The 18,318-nt window shown below is 56.1% G+C and carries 19 protein-coding genes; 14 read left to right on the forward strand and 5 right to left on the reverse strand.

What is annotated here, in order from left to right; translation table 11 throughout:
* Positions 1-66 precede the first annotated feature (66 nt).
* On the forward strand, positions 67-288 hold the full coding sequence (locus tag RY075_RS05205; protein WP_045344168.1) for a DUF2754 domain-containing protein: 222 nt from the start codon (positions 67-69) through the stop codon (positions 286-288).
* Between the two features lie 3 nt (positions 289-291).
* Here the strand turns inward: RY075_RS05205 and ddlA are convergent, their stop codons facing one another.
* Positions 292-1,389 carry a D-alanine--D-alanine ligase gene (gene ddlA, locus RY075_RS05210; RefSeq protein WP_003859156.1) on the reverse strand — a complete coding sequence of 366 codons (1,098 nt, stop codon included), beginning with the start codon at positions 1,387-1,389 and terminating at the stop codon, positions 292-294.
* A 104-nt stretch (positions 1,390-1,493) separates the two neighbouring features.
* Between ddlA and RY075_RS05215 the strand changes: the two genes are divergently transcribed.
* The 5 genes from RY075_RS05215 (at position 1,494) to adrA (ending at position 5,850) form a co-directional block, all read left to right on the forward strand.
* The gene (locus tag RY075_RS05215; RefSeq protein ID WP_003859154.1) at positions 1,494-2,177 is read left to right on the forward strand and encodes an extensin family protein; all 684 of its coding nucleotides are present in this window, start codon (positions 1,494-1,496) and stop codon (positions 2,175-2,177) included.
* A gap of 169 nt (positions 2,178-2,346) precedes the next feature.
* Positions 2,347-3,561 (forward strand): multidrug efflux MFS transporter, encoded by a 1,215-nt coding sequence (locus RY075_RS05220; protein WP_015571317.1) that lies wholly within the window; start codon positions 2,347-2,349, stop codon positions 3,559-3,561.
* Between the two features lie 208 nt (positions 3,562-3,769).
* Positions 3,770-4,030, forward strand: a complete 261-nt coding sequence (iraP, locus tag RY075_RS05225; RefSeq protein ID WP_003859148.1) for an anti-adapter protein IraP — start codon at positions 3,770-3,772, stop codon at positions 4,028-4,030.
* Positions 4,031-4,323: 293 nt separating this feature from the next.
* Positions 4,324-4,644, forward strand: coding sequence for a phosphate starvation-inducible protein PsiF (psiF, locus tag RY075_RS05230; protein WP_022650447.1), 321 nt, complete (start codon positions 4,324-4,326; stop codon positions 4,642-4,644).
* A gap of 102 nt (positions 4,645-4,746) precedes the next feature.
* Entirely contained in the window at positions 4,747-5,850 is a 1,104-nt protein-coding gene (adrA, locus tag RY075_RS05235; protein ID WP_023324219.1) for a diguanylate cyclase AdrA, read from the forward strand.
* A 16-nt stretch (positions 5,851-5,866) separates the two neighbouring features.
* Here the strand turns inward: adrA and proC are convergent, their stop codons facing one another.
* Entirely contained in the window at positions 5,867-6,676 is an 810-nt protein-coding gene (gene proC, locus RY075_RS05240; protein WP_022650449.1) for a pyrroline-5-carboxylate reductase, read from the reverse strand.
* Positions 6,677-6,773: 97 nt separating this feature from the next.
* Here proC and RY075_RS05245 point away from each other — a divergent pair, with 97 nt between their 5' ends.
* The 5 genes from RY075_RS05245 (at position 6,774) to ppnP (ending at position 9,410) form a co-directional block, all read left to right on the forward strand.
* Positions 6,774-7,232: a YaiI/YqxD family protein gene (locus tag RY075_RS05245; protein ID WP_003859141.1), complete on the forward strand. Its 459-nt coding sequence runs from the start codon at positions 6,774-6,776 to the stop codon at positions 7,230-7,232.
* Positions 7,233-7,376: 144 nt separating this feature from the next.
* Positions 7,377-7,901: a shikimate kinase AroL gene (gene aroL / locus RY075_RS05250; RefSeq protein ID WP_023315502.1), complete on the forward strand. Its 525-nt coding sequence runs from the start codon at positions 7,377-7,379 to the stop codon at positions 7,899-7,901.
* Between the two features lie 44 nt (positions 7,902-7,945).
* The gene (gene yaiA / locus RY075_RS05255; protein ID WP_003859135.1) at positions 7,946-8,137 is read left to right on the forward strand and encodes a protein YaiA; all 192 of its coding nucleotides are present in this window, start codon (positions 7,946-7,948) and stop codon (positions 8,135-8,137) included.
* A 236-nt stretch (positions 8,138-8,373) separates the two neighbouring features.
* Positions 8,374-9,051 (forward strand): AroM family protein, encoded by a 678-nt coding sequence (locus tag RY075_RS05260; RefSeq protein ID WP_003859133.1) that lies wholly within the window; start codon positions 8,374-8,376, stop codon positions 9,049-9,051.
* Between the two features lie 71 nt (positions 9,052-9,122).
* Positions 9,123-9,410: a pyrimidine/purine nucleoside phosphorylase gene (gene ppnP, locus RY075_RS05265; protein WP_003859131.1), complete on the forward strand. Its 288-nt coding sequence runs from the start codon at positions 9,123-9,125 to the stop codon at positions 9,408-9,410.
* A gap of 47 nt (positions 9,411-9,457) precedes the next feature.
* On the opposite strand, the gene rdgC is transcribed toward ppnP, so the two are convergent.
* Positions 9,458-10,372, reverse strand: a complete 915-nt coding sequence (rdgC, locus tag RY075_RS05270; protein ID WP_003859129.1) for a recombination-associated protein RdgC — start codon at positions 10,370-10,372, stop codon at positions 9,458-9,460.
* 123 nt (positions 10,373-10,495) lie between these two features.
* On the opposite strand from rdgC, the gene mak reads away from it, so the two are divergent.
* Complete coding sequence (gene mak / locus RY075_RS05275) at positions 10,496-11,401, forward strand: fructokinase (protein ID WP_325773907.1); 906 nt, start codon at positions 10,496-10,498, stop codon at positions 11,399-11,401.
* Between the two features lie 97 nt (positions 11,402-11,498).
* Here mak and sbcC read toward each other — a convergent pair whose 3' ends face one another.
* Positions 11,499-14,630: an exonuclease subunit SbcC gene (gene sbcC / locus RY075_RS05280; RefSeq protein WP_129318904.1), complete on the reverse strand. Its 3,132-nt coding sequence runs from the start codon at positions 14,628-14,630 to the stop codon at positions 11,499-11,501.
* Complete coding sequence (gene sbcD / locus RY075_RS05285; RefSeq protein WP_059294126.1) at positions 14,627-15,832, reverse strand: exonuclease subunit SbcD; 1,206 nt, start codon at positions 15,830-15,832, stop codon at positions 14,627-14,629. The genes sbcC and sbcD overlap by 4 nt, the downstream gene beginning before the upstream one ends.
* A 187-nt stretch (positions 15,833-16,019) precedes the next feature.
* On the opposite strand from sbcD, the gene phoB reads away from it, so the two are divergent.
* A complete protein-coding gene (gene phoB / locus RY075_RS05290; RefSeq protein ID WP_003859122.1) occupies positions 16,020-16,709 on the forward strand; it encodes a phosphate response regulator transcription factor PhoB in 690 nt (229 codons plus the stop codon).
* A gap of 21 nt (positions 16,710-16,730) precedes the next feature.
* Positions 16,731-18,026, forward strand: coding sequence for a phosphate regulon sensor histidine kinase PhoR (phoR, locus tag RY075_RS05295; RefSeq protein ID WP_302378259.1), 1,296 nt, complete (start codon positions 16,731-16,733; stop codon positions 18,024-18,026).
* Positions 18,027-18,318 lie beyond the last annotated feature (292 nt).

Raw genomic sequence — 18,318 nt, forward strand, 5'->3', positions numbered from 1 at the left:
TACGTATCCGCCACAGACGCCTTTATCAAACTGTGAGAGGATAGTTTTTTTTCTGCCGGAGTTGTCATGAAGCTCACTTCCAAACTACGCCGTGACTGGCATTACTACGCCTTTGCGATCGGGCTGATCTTTATTCTCAACGGTGTTGTCGGGCTGCTGGGATTTGAAGCGAAAGGCTGGCAAACCTATGCGGTTGGGCTGGTGACCTGGATAATCAGTTTCTGGCTGGCGGGATTCATTATCCGCCGTCGCCCCGATGAGACGACGACGGCAGAGAAAACCGACTAACCGTTAGTTAACAGAGCTTTTCAGGGCGCTGTCAGCGGCGTGACGCTCCAGCGCCAGTTCAATCAGGCGGGTGATCAGTTCCGGATAGCTTATCCCGCTGGCCTGCCACAGTTTCGGGTACATGCTGATATTGGTAAAGCCCGGCAGGGTGTTGATTTCGTTAATCACCACCTCGTTATCCGGCGTCAGAAACACGTCGACGCGCGCCATCCCACAGCATCCCAGCGCCTGATAGGCTTCAACGGCGATCGCGCGGATCTTGTCGTTAACGTCAGGATCGAGCGCGGCGGGGACCACAACCTGGGCACCTTTGTCGTCAATATATTTGGTGTCGTAGGAATAGAAGTCGCTGTTCAGCACTACTTCACCGCAGGTACTCGCCTGCGGGAAGTCGTTGCCCAGTACGGCGCACTCAATTTCGCGTCCGTTAATTCCCTGCTCAACCACCACCTTATGGTCAAACTCAAAGGCCAGACGAACGGCTTCGTTAAACTGCGCTTCGCTGGTGACTTTGCTGACGCCAACGGACGAGCCCTGATTTGCTGGTTTCACAAATAGCGGCAGGCCGAGTTGCGCCTGGATCTGCGCGAAGCTATGTTTATCGCGGTTGGCACGAGTAAGCGTCACGAACGGCGCAATATTCAGACCGGCGTCGCGCAGGAGACGTTTTGTGACGTCTTTATCCATGCAGGCGGCAGAGCCCAGCACATCGGAACCGACAAACGGCAGGTTCGCCATCCGCAGCATGCCTTGCAGGGAGCCATCTTCGCCCAGCGTGCCGTGAACGATAGGAAACACCACGTCAATCTGTGCCAGCGCCTGCGCGTTCCCGGCATCGATAAGCTGTCCCTGTACCACGCCTGGAACCGTTGCGACGCTGATATCAGAAGGATTAAGGGCGATGTGCGCCGGATCGTCAGCGTGTAACAGATACTGGCTGGCATCGTTAACATGCCACTGGCCCTGTTTATCTATGCCCAGCAGCACCACGTCAAAACGGCTTTTATCAATCGCATCAACGATATTTTTAGCCGATTGCAATGACACCTCGTGCTCTGCCGATTTTCCCCCAAAGACAATACCTACGCGCTGCTTTGCCATCTCACTCTCTTCCAGTCTGACGAAAAGCCAATAACATACCACGATGCCCGGCGGGTTTCGCGGCCTTCTGCCATAATGTTTTGAGGGATGCTGAAGGGGGGCGCGTGAAAGGAAAAGGTCTGTTTATTCTTATTGTTATTGCCGGGATCGTCACGGTGGGCTACCGCTGGTTGCCGTCGCAGTACAACCCTTTCGTGCCGCTTACGCTTGACGATCCGCCCGGAAAAATAACCCAGTTTAAACTTCGGCGTTTAACCCCCCAGGCGTGCGAAAGCCTGTTAACGCAGGCGAACCAACGTCGGCTTATCCGTACCCAGGCGGTCGCTGACAGCGCCGGGGAGTGTCCACTGAGTAACGTGGTGCGCGTACGTGATTTTGGCCCGGTCAGTCTGAACAGCAGCTTTCTTGCCAGTTGCCCGCTGGCGTTAAGTTCGGCGCTGTTTGTCAGCCAGCAGGCCCGGCCGCTCACCAAAACCTGGACGGGAAGCGAGCTTGCGCGTATTGAACATCTGGGCAGCTTTGCCTGCCGCAATATCTACAGCCGCCCGGATGCGCGGCGCAGCGAACATGCCACGGCGGATGCGCTGGATATCAGCGCTTTCAGGCTGGCAAACGGACAGCGTGTTACCGTTCTAAACGGCTGGAAAGCGGAAAAGACGCAGCCCTGGCTACAGGCGCTGCTCTCGGCAAGCTGTGGTTATTACGGTAACGGTCTGGGACCGGACTATAATGCCGCCCATGCCAACCATTTCCATCTGGGAATGCGCGGATATGGATTATGTCGATGAAGCATAATCTTCCGCCGAAATTTGGATAAATTGTGACTTATTTCACAAATATGATGACTGGGAAGATAAAACACCAAAGTCTGCAAGGCCGCATCTCTGGCGCTATGTCATTGCGCGTAACTTGCTAATCTGTCGGCGAATTCGCCTAAAAATGAAGACTATTTCTGTTATGGAATCCTGGAAAGTTAACCTCATTTCAGTCTGGTTCGGCTGCTTCTTCACCGGACTGGCTATCAGCCAGATATTGCCCTTCCTGCCGCTGTATGTGTCGCAGCTGGGGGTCACTTCCCATGAAGCGCTCTCCATGTGGTCCGGCCTGACGTTCAGCGTGACGTTTCTGGTCTCCGCCATTGTGTCGCCGATGTGGGGTAGCCTGGCAGATCGCAAGGGGCGCAAGTTGATGCTGCTCCGCGCCTCGCTGGGGATGGCGATAGCCATTTTGCTCCAGGCCTTCGCCACCAACGTCTGGCAGCTGTTTATTCTGCGGGCGATAATGGGGCTGACCTCCGGGTACATTCCGAATGCCATGGCGCTGGTGGCCTCACAGGTACCGCGTGAGCGAAGCGGCTGGGCGCTCAGCACGCTTTCCACCGCCCAGATCAGCGGGGTCATTGGCGGCCCGCTGCTCGGCGGCTTCCTGGCGGACCATGTCGGGCTGCGTGCGGTCTTTATCATTACTGCGATCCTGCTGACGATTAGCTTTCTGGTCACCCTTTTTCTGATTAAAGAGGGCGGGCGGCCTGTTGTCAGCAAATCCGAACGCCTGAGCGGAAAAGCGGTTTTCGCCTCGCTGCCTTATCCTGGCCTGATGATTAGCCTCTTTGTGACGACAATGGTGATCCAGCTCTGTAACGGCTCGGTGGGGCCGATTCTGGCGCTGTTTATCAAGTCGATGGCGCCGGACAGCAGCAACATTGCGTTTCTGAGCGGGATGATTGCCGCCGTGCCGGGCGTGTCGGCGCTGATGTCTGCTCCGCGCCTGGGGAAACTGGGCGACAGGATCGGTACGGCACGTATTCTGATGGCAACGCTCATCATTGCGGTGATCCTTTTCTTTGCCATGTCATTCGTCACCACACCTCTTCAGTTGGGCATCCTGCGCTTCCTGCTTGGCTTCGCGGATGGCGCCATGCTGCCCGCTGTTCAGACGCTGCTGGTGAAATATTCCAGTGACCAGGTAACCGGCCGCATTTTTGGCTACAACCAGTCGTTCATGTATTTAGGCAACGTAGCGGGCCCGCTTATTGGCGCCTCGGTCTCGGCGATGGCGGGTTTCCGCTGGGTATTTGCCGCGACGGCGGTGGTGGTACTGCTGAATATTATTCAACTGGCCTTTGCCTTACGCCGTCGCAGGCGAATCGCTGAGGCAAAGTCGGCCCGGTAAACACGATAATATATTATTTATTCTTATGAACGCCGCATTTTTATATAACGAAATGCGGCGTCTTTCTTTTAGAAAAACGTTTCGCTTTCTCCCCGAAATATCTTTTTTGGCAGCGATGTCACTTTTGCATAAGATAAAGCCAATCCATGCTTTTCATTATTCAGTGAGGGTGTTAATTTCAGGGGAAATCACATAAGGAAATAGCACCATGAAAAATCTCATTGCTGAGTTGTTGGTTAAGCTTGCCCAAAAGGAAGAAGAGTCGAAAGAGCTGGTTGCCCAGGTCGAGGCGCTGGAAATCGTTGTGACGGCGCTGCTGCGACAGATGGCAAAACCAGAGCAGGAGGCGTTGATCGACAACGTTGAAGGCGCGCTGGAAAAAGCTCGCCCTGATTCACAGGTTCCCGCAGAGGATGCGGAGCTGCTTCAGCAATACGTAAAAAAGCTTTTGAGGCATCCTCGCAGTTAACCGGCCAGAGGTGAAATGACATGCCACAGAATTGTCATGCAGGATGCCTGGCGTCGCTCTGTTTTTATTTTTACACATTTTTCAGGGTAAATTAAATTGAGACAGAGCACAGTTTTCACCGCATAATTTCTGCTATTAATTACCGCCTCCCTGCCGGCGAAACCGGATAATGATCATTGTGCCGCTACAGGGCTGAAATAACCGCGAAGCCCGGCGAAAATCAGGTGCGCAGGGTGGTTTTTTTTTCGTAACGAACCAGACTTAACGTGGAACTTCACATAAAGGATGGTGCAATGAAAACAACAATACTGATTACCCTGCTCTCTGGCCTGTGTCTGATGGCATCAGCACATGCGGAAGAGAAAACGTTGACGCCCCAGCAGCAACGCATGACGACCTGTAACCAACAGGCGACATCGCAAAGCCTGAAAGGGGATGCCCGTAAAACGTACATGAGCGACTGCCTAAAAAATGGTGCGACAAAACCCGGTGAAAAAAGCCTGACCCCGCAGCAGCAAAAAATGCGCGAGTGCAATGCCCAGGCGACACAGCAGATGCTGAAAGGCGACGATCGCAGCAAGTTCATGAGCGCGTGCCTGAAAAAACAGGCGTAGTGCTAACGGGTGAGTCACGGCTGTGGCTCACCCAAAATTTCATACTTTCCCCGCTATCCCCCTCTCTATAATTTGGGAAAATGTTTCAGAATATTCCCAAAGATGATGAATGATGAGTTTTATGACAGTCACGAGAACATTCGGGAAGCGTGGCACCAGCAGCTTTCTCAGGATGATTCATACCGTTCCGGTCTGCGATTTGCCCGGCGAATACGGCTGGCACGCATCGTTGGTCTGGCGGCGCTATTTGTTCCGCTTGCCAGCGTTCTGGTGAGCCAGTTTCTTTCCGGCGTCTGGTGGTTATTGCTGGTGGGCTGGGTCTTTGTCTGGCCCCATCTGGCCTGGCAGCTGGCTTTTCGTTCGGCTGAACCCCACAGAAGTGAAATTGTTAATCTGAAAATCGATGCCATTCTTGCCGGTGTCTGGATGGGGCTAACAGGGTTCAATGCACTACCAACGGCGGCGCTGATCATGATGATCGGCATGAATATGATGGGATCGGGGGGATGTCGCTTATTTCTGACAGGACTGGCGCTGCTTGCCCTGTCTGCTCTGCTCACCGTGCAATCCACGGGTACTCCTGTGCTATTGACCTCTGAACCGCTGGCGTTGTGGCTGACGCTCCCCGTGCTGGTGGTCTACCCCATGCTGTTTGCATGGCTCAGCCACCGCACGGCGATCCGGCTGGCAGAGCATAAGCGTCGGCTTGAGCTGATGAGTACCCGCGACGGAATGACCGGCGTGTTCAATCGCCGTCACTGGGAAACGCTGCTGCGTTACGAATTTGAGGCCTGCCGTCGCAGCCATCGACAGGCGACGATACTGCTCATTGATATCGATCACTTCAAGACGATCAACGACACCTGGGGGCATGACGTGGGAGATGAAGCGATTGTTGCCATTACGCGCCAGCTTCAGCTGACTCTGCGCTCAGGCGATTATATTGGCCGCTTTGGTGGGGATGAGTTCGCGGTGATCATGTCCGGCACGCCTGCCGACAGCGCGATTGCAGCGATGTCGCGCGTCCATGAACGGCTGGTCAACATGCCGCTGCACGGAGCACCAACGGCGAGGTTGTGTATCAGCGTTGGGGTTGCCCCCTGGGGGGCGCAGTTCACCCACTATCGTGAATGGCTAAAGGCGGCGGACGTGGCCCTCTATAAAGCCAAAAATGCCGGACGGGGCCGCACCGAAGTGGCCGCCTGACGCCCGGCGTAGCGCATCAGGACTTACTGAGCTTCTCTGATTTTTCCATGCATTTTTCCATCGCCTCGATCACGGCGGAGCGGAATCCGCGATCTTCCAGCACGCGCACGGCTTCAATGGTTGTGCCCCCCGGCGAGCACACCATATCTTTCAATTCGCCCGGATGCTTACCCGTTTCCAGCACCATTTTGGCCGAGCCCATCACCGCCTGCGCTGCAAATTTGTAGGCCTGCGCGCGCGGCATTCCGCCCAATACGGCGGCATCGGCCATGGCTTCGATAAACATAAATACATACGCCGGGGCAGAGCCGCTCACGCCGACCACCGGGTGGATCATCGGTTCGGCAATCACTTCCGCTTCGCCGAAGCAGCGGAAGATATTCAGTACATCTGCCACGTCTTCAGATGTGACCAGCGCGTTCGGGGTAACGGAGGTCATACCGGCATTCACCAGCGACGGGGTGTTTGGCATGGCGCGAACAATCTTACGGTCGTGACCCAGCGCGCGGGCGAGCTGATCGAGGGTCACGCCTGCGGCAATCGACACCACCAGGGTCTCTTTGTTAAGGCTGGAGGTGATCTCGCTCAGGACTTTAATCATGATATTCGGCTTAACGGCGCCAAAGACAATATCCGCCACCTGAGCCACTTCCTGCGCGCTTTCGGCAGCGTTGACACCATACTCATCACGCAGCGCCGCGACTTTATCCGGGGATGGGGTATAGACCCAAATCTGCCCCGGCAGCACCTGCCCGCTGGCAATCAGTCCGCCGAGGATAGCTTTGCCCATGTTTCCGCAGCCGATAAACCCGATTTTCTTATCCATCACGTCTCTCCGTTATTATGCGTTGTTATCTCTCATTGATAGCTTAACAACGAAATGCAGGCGACAATAGTCGCCAGAATCATAATGGGGAGAGACGATGGCGATTTGGGTTGATGCGGATGCGTGTCCGAATGTGATTAAAGAGATTTTATTTCGTGCTGCCGAGCGCGTGCAGATGCCGCTAACGCTGGTCGCGAACCAGAATATCCGCGTGCCGCCCTCCAGATACATCCGATCTCTGCGCGTTCCGGCCGGGTTTGACGTGGCGGATAACGAGATAGTACGCCTGTGTGACGCAGGAGATCTGGTGATCACGGCGGATATCCCGCTGGCTGCCGACGTGCTGGCGAAGGGGGCCGCGGCGCTTAACCCGCGCGGCGAGCGCTACTCTCCGGCAACGATCCGGGAGAAGCTCACCATGCGTGATTTTATGGATACGCTGCGTTCCAGCGGCGTGCAAACCGGTGGGCCGGACAGCCTGTCGCAGCGCGATCGCCAGCAGTTTGCCGCCGAGCTGGATAAATGGCTGCTGGAAGTGAAGCGCCGCCCGGCGTAGCCCACCTCCGGGCGGTTTTGTGGTACAGTGTGGCTTCCACAGGCTTGTCATTCCGTACCGCTTTGCAGTAAAGTTAGCGCAACATCTACTGCAATCATTTCTTTACAGCCTTCAGTTATCCGGCAGCAAGGGGAACACCTGGTTATGAACCCACCCATCTTTTTAGTTGGCCCTCGCGGCTGTGGGAAAACCACCGTTGGTCTGGAGCTGGCGCGTTTGTGCCAGAGTCAGTTTGTCGATACTGACCACTGGCTTCAGGAGAATGCGGGTAAGACTATCGCCGATATCGTTGAAGATGAGGGTTGGGAGAGCTTTCGTGCGCGTGAAACGGCCACGCTGGAAGCGGTGACCGCGCCGTCAACCGTGATTGCGACCGGTGGGGGCATTATCCTGGCGTCGTATAACCGCCAGTTTATGCGCGAAAAGGGTGTCGTGATCTACCTCTGTGCCCCGGTCTCTACGCTGGTGGGGCGGCTGGAGGCGTTTCCGGAAGAGGGGCAGCGCCCGGCGCTGACCGCGAAACCGCTGAGTGAAGAGGTCAGCGAGGTCCTCGCCGAACGCGATGCACTGTACCGCGAGGCGGCACACCACGTTGTGGATGCGTCGGCGTCACCCGAAAAAGTTGCGATTCAGATTATTACCGCCCTGCGTTTGGCTTGCGCCAGCTAACAGCCGTCTATACTCATAGCTCAGACATAAAAAAAGGATGAGCTATGCCAACCAGACCTCCCTATCCACGTGAAGCCCGCATCGTTACCGTTGAAAAAGGTAATGGCGATCAAACCGTAACCTGGTACCAGCTGCGTGCCGATCACCCTAAACCTGATTCGCTGATCAGCGAACATGAAACCGAACAGGAAGCGCTGGATGCGAAACGGCGCTATGAGGATCCTGAGAAGTCCTGACAGGAATCCGAATTCGTTACAACCGTGCCTGAATCACACTTTTAACTTATCGCTGATGTTAAGCAGCAGTTAATATTTAGTTATTACAGGTGGATTCGGAAAGGCCAGTCGATCTTTACACTACGGTGTTGAGATCCCCTGCTACGCTTGGTGCTGTTTTGTTGAATAAATGAACAGCGCAGCGTAGTGAGCCTGCACCTGTGTGGCAGTTGTGGTAGTAACGGAAGGCGATCAAAATGAAGGCGACGTTGGCGATCCTCACGATTGGTGTGGTGCCTGTAAGCGAAGTATTACCGCTCTTAACCGAGCATGTCTCTGAACAACAAATTACGCATCTCAGTCTGTTAGGGAAGCTCAGTCGGGAAGAGGTCATGGAAGACTACGCGGTCGGAGAGGGGGAAGATCCCCTGGCAACGTTACTCAGTGACGGTAAACTGGCGCATGTGTCGCGCCAGAAAATCGAGCGCGCGCTACAGGGCGTGATCGAAGTGCTCGACAATCAGGACTATGACGTCATTTTGCTGATGAGCACGGCACCCGTTAAAGGACTCAGCGCGCGTAATGCCATTCTGCTCGAACCGATGCGGATTATCCCCCCGCTGGTGGCCTCTATTGTTGATGGTCATCAGGTTGGGGTCATCGTTCCCGTTGAGGAACTGCTGGATAACCAGACGGTGAAGTGGGCTGCGCTGGAGCACACCCCGCTGTACGCGCTGGCTAACCCGTTCTGGGACAGCGAAGCGAAGCTGATTGCGGCTGGGCAGGAATTGATCGACAGAGGGGCGGATGTCCTGATGCTCGACTGCCTGGGCTTCCATCAGCGGCATCGTGATTTATTGCAAAAGGCGCTGGATGTTCCGGTGCTGCTCTCTAACGTCCTGATGGCGCGTCTGGCGTCAGAATTACTGGTGTAATGATTTTGCGTGACAGGTCATGAGCATGGCCCCTATAGTGGATTTTTCTCTATAAATATAAGGGCCAGTTCATGCTTCAAAGTAACGAATACTTTTCCGGTAAAGTGAAATCCATTGGTTTTACCAGCAGCAGCACTGGCCGCGCCAGTGTCGGCGTAATGGCGGAAGGGGAATACACCTTTGGCACCGCAGAAGCGGAAGAGATGACGGTGGTCAGCGGCGCGCTGAACGTCCTGCTGCCGGGTGAAACGGAGTGGAAAGTATATAGTGCCGGGCAGGTCTTCAACGTGCCGGGCCACAGCGAGTTCCATTTACAGGTTGCAGAGCCAACCTCTTATCTGTGCCGCTATCTGAAATAAAAGCATGCCGGGTGGCGCATTCGCTTACCCGGCCTACGTTTTGCCTGTCAGCGCTGCGCTTCGCCGCCGAGACCTTCCACCAGGTTCTGAATTAGCGCCGCCAGCTCGCCGGTCATCAGGATAAAGTCTGCGTCAAAGCGCTGAGCATAATCTTCGCGGTCGATATCTTCGTTCTGATCGCGCAGTTCATCGCAGAATTTCAGGCGCTTCACGGATCCATCATCACACATCACAAACTGAATGCGCTGCTGCCAGTCGAGAGCCAGTTTGGTCACCACTTTGCCCGCTTCAATGTGCACGGCGATTTCGTCGCTCACCAGTTCCTGTTTCTTCGCGCGGATCACGCCGCCATCTTCCAGCAACGCTTTCAGCTCTGCTTCATCAAGGATCTGGAAGCCCTGCGCGGCAGTCCCGCTGCGCACCCACTCGGTCAGGGTCAGCTCAATCGGCGTTTCCAGCGCCAGCGGTACCACCGGTAATGAGCCAAGGCTCTTACGCAGCAGCGCCAGCGTATCTTCGGCTTTTTTGGCGCTGGCGCAGTCCACCATAATCAGCCCGTTAACGGTGTCGATCCACATCATGGTCTGGCTAAAGCGGCTAAAGGCGCGCGGCAGCAGCGAGTGCAGCACTTCATCCTTCAGCGAATCTTTTTCGGTTTTTTTAAGCTTACGGCCCTGTTCAGCTTCCAGCTTGAAGATCTTCGCTTCGAGTGCCTGCTTAACCACGGGCGTCGGCAGGATCTTCTCTTCTTTGCGGGCGCAAACGATGATTTGCCCCGTGCTGCTGGCGTGGGTCAGCGCATCGCTTTGAGAACCCATTGGCGGAACCCAGCCGGTTTTTGCCATATCCTGGCTACCGCAAGGGGTAAAGGAGTAAGCGGCTAACTGTTTTTCCATCTCTTCTGCACGCAGCGAAACGTCGCGGCTGAGACGGTAAACCATCAAATTTTTGAACCACAGCATGATAATTTCCACGGCCTTGTCGTTAAATCAGCGGGCATGATAACGAATTGTCGCATCGCTTGCATTGCTAATCGGGAAGCAGGCTTCTACTCTGTTGATAATCAAAATAATGAGGAGTGTCTTGTGCGTATTGGGATTGATTTGGGCGGCACCAAAACAGAAGTCATTGCGTTGAGCGAGCAGGGGGAGCAACTGTTTCGCCACCGTCTGCCTACGCCGCGCGATGATTATCACCAGACCATAGAGACGATTGCCCGCCTGGTCGATATGGCAGAGCAGGCAACGGGCGAGACGGGCACAGTCGGGATGGGGATCCCTGGCTCCATTTCGCCGTATACCGGCGTGGTGAAAAACGCCAACTCCACCTGGCTCAACGGTCAGCCGTTTGATAAGGACTTAAGCCAACGCCTGAACCGGGAAGTGCGTCTGGCGAATGACGCAAACTGCCTGGCGGTGTCTGAGGCCGTGGATGGCGCAGCGGCTGGCGCGCAGACCGTATTTGCCGTAATTATCGGCACCGGCTGCGGGGCGGGCGTGGCCTTCGGAGGGCGCTCGCATATTGGCGGCAACGGCACCGCGGGCGAGTGGGGGCACAACCCGCTGCCGTGGATGGATGAAGATGAACTCAAATACCGCGCCGAATTGCCGTGCTACTGTGGCAAGCAGGGCTGTATAGAGACCTTTATCTCCGGTACGGGGTTTGCCACCGATTATCATCGTCTGAGCGGCCAGCCGCTGAAAGGTAACGAGATTATGCGTCTGGTTGAGGAGCAGGATCCGGTGGCTGAACTGGCGCTCAGCCGCTACGAAATGCGGCTGGCTAAGTCACTGGCGCATGTGATCAATATCCTCGATCCGGACGTGATTGTGCTGGGCGGCGGCATGAGCAACGTCGACCGACTTTACGCCACGGTGCCAACGCTGGTGAAACAGTGGGTATTTGGCGGCGAGTGCGAAACGCCGATCCGCAAAGCCGTCCACGGTGACTCCAGCGGCGTGCGAGGCGCGGCGTGGCTGTGGCCGGAATAAACGCAAAACGGCAACTTGCGTTGCCGTTTATGATGTTTGTACCCTCTCCCACAGGGAGAGGGCCAGGGTGAGGGCATCAGACCGCACCGTCCCCCATTCAATTCACCGCAAACTCCCTGTCCAGCCTGCTATACCCCAGCCCGTTGATCTTCTTCACCTTGATCTGCACCGGAATACGCTCTTTCATCGCCTCAACGTGGCTGATCACGCCGATGGTTTTCCCGGTGGCGTTCAGTGCGTCGAGCGCATCCAGCGCGGTGTCCAGCGTTTCACTGTCGAGCGTGCCGAACCCTTCATCCAGGAACAGCGAATCAATGCGCGTTTTGTGACTGACCAGATCGGAAAGCGCTAAAGCCAGCGCCAGACTGACCAGGAAACTCTCCCCGCCGGAAAGGGTACGGGTATCGCGTATCGCATCGGCCTGCCAGGTATCGACCACTTCCAGCTCCAGCGCGTCGCTGGCTTTACGCTGAAGCAGATAGCGGCCATGCAGACGGTTGAGCTGCTGGTTGGCAAGCCACACCAGATTATCCAGCGTTAGCCCCTGGGCGAATTTACGGAATTTATCGCCGGTGCTGGAGCCTATCAGCGCATTGAGATAGCCCCAGTCGTCGGCCTGACGCGCCGCCTCCTCAATCTGCTGCATAAGCGCCTGCTGGTGCAGACGGTTATCGGCGTCCTGTTTGAGCTGCTGGCGGATCTCCCCCTGATGCGTGGTGTTGTCCCGAAGCTGTTGCGCCAGCTGATGTAACTGCGCCTGAAGCGTTGCGGCATCGGTTTCCAGCCCCTCGGGGCGCTGTGCCTGATGCGCCTGAAGCTGCTGGCTTGCCTGCACCGAAAGCGCCGTGGTCTGCTGGAGCTGGTTTTCCAGCGTCTGCTTTTGCTGTTCAAGCTGGCGGATCGACGCTTCATCCAGCAGGGCGGAGAGAAATGCCTCCCGATCGGCAAAGCAGCTCGCGGTCAGCGCGGCGTTGAACTGAGCCTGTGATTGCTGGAGCCGTTCACGCTCAAGCGTCTCCTGCTGCTGGAGGGTGGTGAGCTGGCTTTGCAGCGACACGCATTCGTCGTGGATGCCGCGCCACTTCTCAGGTATAACCGCGTCGGCTTCTGTATCATCGGTAACCGGCAGCGTCTCCAGGATTGGCATCAGGGCGTTAATACGTTCCTGAATCGTACCGTGCTGGGCCTGTTTTTCCTGCCACAGGGTATATTCGCTTTCGCGCGCGCTCAGCCAGGCGCTTTCGGCCCCTTCATCGGGCACGCTAAGCGACAGCGACTCTAGCGAGGCCGCCAGCGCCTGACGCGTCGCCGTCAGCTGCTGCTGGTACTGGCGCGCCTGACCTTCCTGTTCAATGAGCTGGTTTTGCAGCGTCAGACGCTGGCTGAGCTGATACAGCTGGCGTTCATACTGCTCCTGTGCGCTCATCCAGAGTGCTATATCATCCTGAATATTCAGCGCTATGTTCAGGGAGGTGCAGACCTCCAGCCACTCTTTAGTGAGTGCTTGTTCTTCCTGAGAGAGAGCCTGTGCTTCCTCAGTCTCGCGCTGGATCTGTTGGGTCAGCGCATTCACCTGCCCGAGCACCAGCAATCCTTCCTCTTTTAGCGCGGCAACCTCTTTCTCCAGCGCGTCGCGGCGGCGCTGATTGTCAGTCAGTTCAAGCGCCTGATACTGCACAACTGCCGGGTGTTCGCGTGAACCGCAGAGCGGGCAAGGCTTACCCGCTTCCAGCTGAGCACGATAATTCTCAAGATCCTTGATTGTCGCCTCACGCTCACAGAGCGCTTTCAGGTCGGCATAGTGCTGATTTTTTTCTTTGAACTGCTGACGCCGCAGGATCAGCGTTTCATTGAGCTTACCCTGCTCAGCCTGCGCTTTCTGCACGCTTTCCGCATTCTGGCGCAGTCGTTTTTGCAGCGGCTGATAGCGAGCGTGAAGTGCAGTCAGACGCTGGCGGAGCGCCCGCGATTGTGCCTGTTGCTCCATTGCCGTCGCGAGATCCTCAGCCGTCAGCGTCAGCGTACTCTCCGGCAGCTCAGCCAGCTTCTGACGAAGCTCAGCCATGCGCGCTGCCTGGGCAACAAGCTGATTTTTATCGCGATTCAGCTGCGTAAAATGCGCCCGCCAGCCGGCAATTTCCTGTCCCCACTGACGGAAACGATCGTGTTCGGTTAGCCACTGCGTCAGCGCCGTGTGCTCTGTCTGCAACTGTTCACGGTTGCGCTGCGCACCGTTGCGGATACGCGCGCGCTGTGCCGCTCTGTCGAGTAAGCGAGTATTTACTTCGACAATTCGCTCTGCGGTTTGCGACAGGCGGGCGGTCTGCTCCTGCTGGTGCTGCCATAGAGGACGTAGCTGGGCGGCGGGCTGCGCCAGCTGGAGCTTAGCCAGTTGCGGCGCGGCGTCCGTCAGAGCCTGTTGCGCCTGCTGCTGCGAAGCGGCTGCGCGCTGCTGCTCACGTATCAGTTCGTCGTTACGCGTAAGCCACTGAAAATCTTTCTGTTGGCTCTGCTGCTGTGCCAGCAGGATTTTCTCTTCGTCAGTAAGTGCCTGCAAACTTTGCTGCAAGTGCTGCTGCTGTTCCTCGCTCAACAGCACAACCCCTGCGGCCTGCGCTTCGCACATCTCCAGCGCGTTACGTGCCGCTTTGTGTTTTTCAAAAACCATGGCGGAAATCTGGCCGTAAATTTCCGTGCCGGTCAGTTCCTCCAGCAGCTCAGCGCGATCGCTCGGTTTAGCATTCAGGAAGGCGGCAAACTGCCCCTGCGAGAGCAACATCGAGCGGGTAAAGCGACCATAGTCCAGCCCGGTGAGTGCGGCGGTTTGTTCCAGCTTATCCGTGACTTTGTCGGCCAGAATTTTGCCGTCTTCGCAGCGGGCCAGCTCTACGCGCGGTGCCTGTAAGTTCCCGTCCGGCTGGTTGCGGGCGCGGTTCTGGCTCCAGAAAGCGCGATAAGCAACGCCTTTGACCTCAAATTCCACTTCCGCCAGGCATTCGGCGGTATCGCGCGTCATCAGGTCGTTTTGCGCTTGAGAGACCTTATTAAGACGCGGCGTTTCGTGGTACAGCGCCAGGCAGATGGCATCCAGCAGCGTGGTTTTACCCGCGCCGGTTGCGCCGGTGATGGCAAACAGCCCGTTGCTGGCGAACGGCTCCGCGGTGAAATCAATTTTCCACTCACCCTTTAGCGAATTCAGATTTTTCAGACGCAGGCTCAGAATTTTCATGCGTTTTCGTCCTCGTCATGGAGGGAGTGCAGGGTCTGGGCAAACAGCTCGTTAAGCCTGGTGCGTCTGGCCTCGTCCACCTCTTCATGCGCAAGCCGCCGCGCGAACACCTCTTCAACCCGAAGTTCGCTAAGCGTTTCACGCTGGGCGTTGAGCAGTATTTTCTCGCGCTGCTCGCGGCTGCGGCGTACCAGCAGTACTTCCACGGGAAGGTCTTCCGTCAGCGTCTGAATTTTACGCTGCATATCGTACAGGTAGTCGTCGGTGGTGATTTCGATATCGAGCCAGACGGGGGGATTAAGCGCTGCGTCGCGCCACTGCTCAAGCTGAGCGGTAATGGCGGCCAGATCGCCTTTCAGCACCGCCAGCGGCTGGGTGACCGGCACCTCGAGCGTCTCAACGGCGCTAAGTTTGCCTTCGGTGAAGCTCACCAGATGGACGGATTTGGCTTTGCCCGTTTCGTCAAAACTGAGCGAAATGGGCGAGCCGCAGTAGCGGATATGCTCGCAGCCGCCGATGATCTGCGCCCGGTGAATATGCCCGAGGGCAATGTAGTCGGCGGGGGGGAAGTTTTGCGCCGGAAACGCGTCCAGCGTACCGATATAGATCTCGCGCACCGCATCACTCTTACTGGCTCCGACGGTGGTGAGGTGTCCGGTGGCAATGATCGGAATGGCCTGATCGCCGCGCAGGGCGCAGGCTTCCGTATGCTGCTGGTGATAATAGCGGGTGATGGCCTGCAACAGATGCTGCTGTTTTTCGCTGCCGGACAGACCCGCCTGGCTTTGCACGATATCTCGCGGGCGTAAAAACGGGATTGGGCACAGCACCGCGCCCGGCGTGCCGTCGCGTTTTTTCAGGATCTGCGGCGCGTGCCCGGCGCTGGCCACCACGGTGGTATTGAGGAACGCCAGAATATCGCGGGATTCATTCAGCGTCGCCACCGAGTCATGATTTCCGGCGACAATCACCAGGTGACAACCGGTTTGCTGGAGGTTGACCACAAAACGGTTGTATAGCTCACGCGCATAGCTCGGCGGCGATCCGGTATCAAAAATGTCGCCCGCCACAATAATCGCGTCCACCTCGTGAGCCTGAGCCGTCTCCAGCAGCCAGTTCAGGAACGCTTCATGTTCCGCGGCGCGGCTTTTGCTGTAAAAATTTTGACCCAGGTGCCAGTCTGAGGTGTGAAGTATGCGCATAAAAGATCCGTGGCAATAATAAGAAAGCAGGATTATAAACTTTCGTGGAACGGAAAATAACCGCTGTAATAAAACAACAGTTTGCCATTTATAGTGGTAATGTTTTTCATAAATCTGTCATAAATCTGACGCATAATGACGCCGCATTACAGACTTGTAACTTAAATACGATAAGACAGGGCAAAGTATGGCGAGACGTATTCTGGTCGTAGAAGATGAAGCTCCGATCCGTGAAATGGTGTGCTTCGTGCTTGAACAAAATGGCTTCCAGCCGGTTGAAGCGGAAGATTATGACAGCGCGGTGAACCAGCTGAATGAACCCTGGCCCGATCTGATCCTGCTGGACTGGATGCTGCCTGGCGGTTCCGGATTGCAGTTTATCAAGCATATCAAACGCGAGGCGATGACCCGTGATATCCCGGTGGTGATGCTGACGGCGCGCGGCGAGGAAGAGGATCGCGTGCGCGGTCTGGAAACCGGCGCGGACGATTACATCACCAAACCGTTCTCCCCGAAAGAGCTGGTGGCGCGTATCAAAGCCGTGATGCGCCGTATTTCACCGATGGCGGTGGAAGAGGTGATTGAGATGCAGGGTCTGAGCCTGGATCCTACCTCGCACCGGGTCATGACCGGTGAAAATCCCCTCGATATGGGACCGACCGAATTTAAACTCCTGCACTTCTTTATGACCCACCCGGAGCGCGTTTACAGCCGCGAACAGTTGCTGAATAACGTCTGGGGAACTAACGTCTATGTCGAAGACCGAACGGTTGACGTCCATATTCGCCGCCTGCGTAAAGCACTGGAACTGAGCGGCCACGATCGCATGGTACAGACGGTCCGCGGCACGGGTTATCGCTTCTCGACCCGTTTCTGAACAATGACAGGAGTGTGACGCGTGCTGGAACGTCTGTCATGGAAAAGGCTCGTCTTTGAACTGATCTTATGCTGTATTCCGGCCCTCATTCTGGGGGCTATCTTTGGCTATCTGCCGTGGTTTTTACTGGTGGCCGTGACGGGATTGCTCGTCTGGCATTTCTGGAATTTACTGCGTCTTTCCTGGTGGCTGTGGGTCGACAGAAGTATGACACCTCCGCCGGGAAGCGGGAGCTGGGAACCGCTACTCTACGGCCTGCACCAGATGCAGATGCGTAATAAAAAGCGCCGTCGTGAGCTGGGAAGCCTGATCAAACGCTTTCGTAGCGGTGCGGAGTCGCTGCCGGACGCGGTGATCCTGACGACGGAAGAAGGGACCATCTTCTGGTGTAATGGCCTCGCGCAACAGCTGTTGGGCCTGCGCTGGCCGGATGATAACGGTCAGAACATCCTCAACCTTCTGCGCTATCCCGAGTTCACGCTGTATCTGAAAAAGCGGGATTTTTCGCGCCCGCACAATCTGAAGCTCAATAACGGTCGCCATCTGGAGATCCGCGTGATGCCCTACAGCGATCGGCAGTGGCTGATGGTGGCGAGGGACGTTACCCAGATGCACCAGCTTGAGGGCGCGAGACGTAACTTCTTTGCCAACGTCAGCCACGAGCTGCGTACGCCGTTGACGGTGCTTCAGGGCTACCTGGAGATGATGCAGGAGCAAACGCTTGAGGGGGCGCCGCGTGAGAAAGCGCTGCATACCATGAGGGAGCAGACGTTCCGCATGGAAGGGCTGGTCAAACAGCTGCTGACGCTTTCAAAAATTGAGGCTGCCCCGTCGCTGGCGCTAAATGACATCATTGATGTGCCGATGATGTTGCGGGTGGTGGAGCGCGAAGCCCAAACGCTGAGTCATAATCAGCACACCCTGAGTTTTGACGTTGATAACACGCTGAAAGTGCTCGGCAGTGAAGATGAGCTGCGAAGCGCTATCTCAAACCTGGTCTATAACGCCGTGAATCACACCCCGAAAGGGACGCATATCGCGGTGCGCTGGCAGCATACCCCGGCGGGCGCTGAGTTTAGCGTCGAGGACAACGGGCCGGGGATTGGGCCTGAACACCTCCCGCGTCTCACCGAACGGTTCTACCGGGTGGATAAGGCGCGCTCGCGGCAGACCGGCGGAAGCGGACTGGGGCTGGCAATTGTGAAGCATGCCGTCAGCCACCACGAAAGCCGGCTCAATATCGAAAGCACCCTCGGTAAGGGCACGCGCTTTAGCTTCGTGATTCCGGAACGATTAATTGCCAAAAAAAGCGTCTGACAGCGTGTGTGTCAGGCTACCTTTCCACGGGCCAGCGATTGCTGGCCCGTTTGCTTTGCAGTCAAGCGAAACGCGGATGAATATTATACGGCTGGTGCTTTTTTGTTCGCATGATTAGCCATGAGTTTTTCTTATACATGGCATATTATGTTGGTCTGGATTTTCATGCTGGCATATTGTTCTGGTTTTACGATCCCTTCTTGCCTTTAAACGTTATAAGCGTTTAAATTGCCCCCCATATACTGTCAGACCGACTGTATTTGCGTGGTAAATCGAAAAACTATTCTTCGCC

Origin of the sequence: Enterobacter sp. JJBC (assembly GCF_036936505.1) — a bacterium.
GTDB classification, from domain to species: Bacteria; Pseudomonadota; Gammaproteobacteria; order Enterobacterales; family Enterobacteriaceae; genus Enterobacter; species Enterobacter hormaechei_C.

What these genes read in the sequence shown, in the direction of transcription:
- psiF (WP_022650447.1), top strand. Translation starts at nt 4,324, where the DNA reads ATGAAAACAACAATACTGATTACCCTGCTCTCTGGCCTGTGTCTGATG.
- sbcC (WP_129318904.1), bottom strand. Translation starts at nt 14,630, where the DNA reads ATGAAAATTCTGAGCCTGCGTCTGAAAAATCTGAATTCGCTAAAGGGT.
- proC (WP_022650449.1), bottom strand. Translation starts at nt 6,676, where the DNA reads ATGGATAAGAAAATCGGGTTTATCGGCTGCGGAAACATGGGCAAAGCT.
- RY075_RS05245 (WP_003859141.1), top strand. Translation starts at nt 6,774, where the DNA reads ATGGCGATTTGGGTTGATGCGGATGCGTGTCCGAATGTGATTAAAGAG.
- phoB (WP_003859122.1), top strand. Translation starts at nt 16,020, where the DNA reads ATGGCGAGACGTATTCTGGTCGTAGAAGATGAAGCTCCGATCCGTGAA.
- ppnP (WP_003859131.1), top strand. Translation starts at nt 9,123, where the DNA reads ATGCTTCAAAGTAACGAATACTTTTCCGGTAAAGTGAAATCCATTGGT.
- rdgC (WP_003859129.1), bottom strand. Translation starts at nt 10,372, where the DNA reads ATGCTGTGGTTCAAAAATTTGATGGTTTACCGTCTCAGCCGCGACGTT.
- sbcD (WP_059294126.1), bottom strand. Translation starts at nt 15,832, where the DNA reads ATGCGCATACTTCACACCTCAGACTGGCACCTGGGTCAAAATTTTTAC.
- RY075_RS05260 (WP_003859133.1), top strand. Translation starts at nt 8,374, where the DNA reads ATGAAGGCGACGTTGGCGATCCTCACGATTGGTGTGGTGCCTGTAAGC.
- iraP (WP_003859148.1), top strand. Translation starts at nt 3,770, where the DNA reads ATGAAAAATCTCATTGCTGAGTTGTTGGTTAAGCTTGCCCAAAAGGAA.
- adrA (WP_023324219.1), top strand. Translation starts at nt 4,747, where the DNA reads ATGATGAATGATGAGTTTTATGACAGTCACGAGAACATTCGGGAAGCG.
- RY075_RS05220 (WP_015571317.1), top strand. Translation starts at nt 2,347, where the DNA reads ATGGAATCCTGGAAAGTTAACCTCATTTCAGTCTGGTTCGGCTGCTTC.
- RY075_RS05205 (WP_045344168.1), top strand. Translation starts at nt 67, where the DNA reads ATGAAGCTCACTTCCAAACTACGCCGTGACTGGCATTACTACGCCTTT.
- aroL (WP_023315502.1), top strand. Translation starts at nt 7,377, where the DNA reads ATGAACCCACCCATCTTTTTAGTTGGCCCTCGCGGCTGTGGGAAAACC.
- ddlA (WP_003859156.1), bottom strand. Translation starts at nt 1,389, where the DNA reads ATGGCAAAGCAGCGCGTAGGTATTGTCTTTGGGGGAAAATCGGCAGAG.
- yaiA (WP_003859135.1), top strand. Translation starts at nt 7,946, where the DNA reads ATGCCAACCAGACCTCCCTATCCACGTGAAGCCCGCATCGTTACCGTT.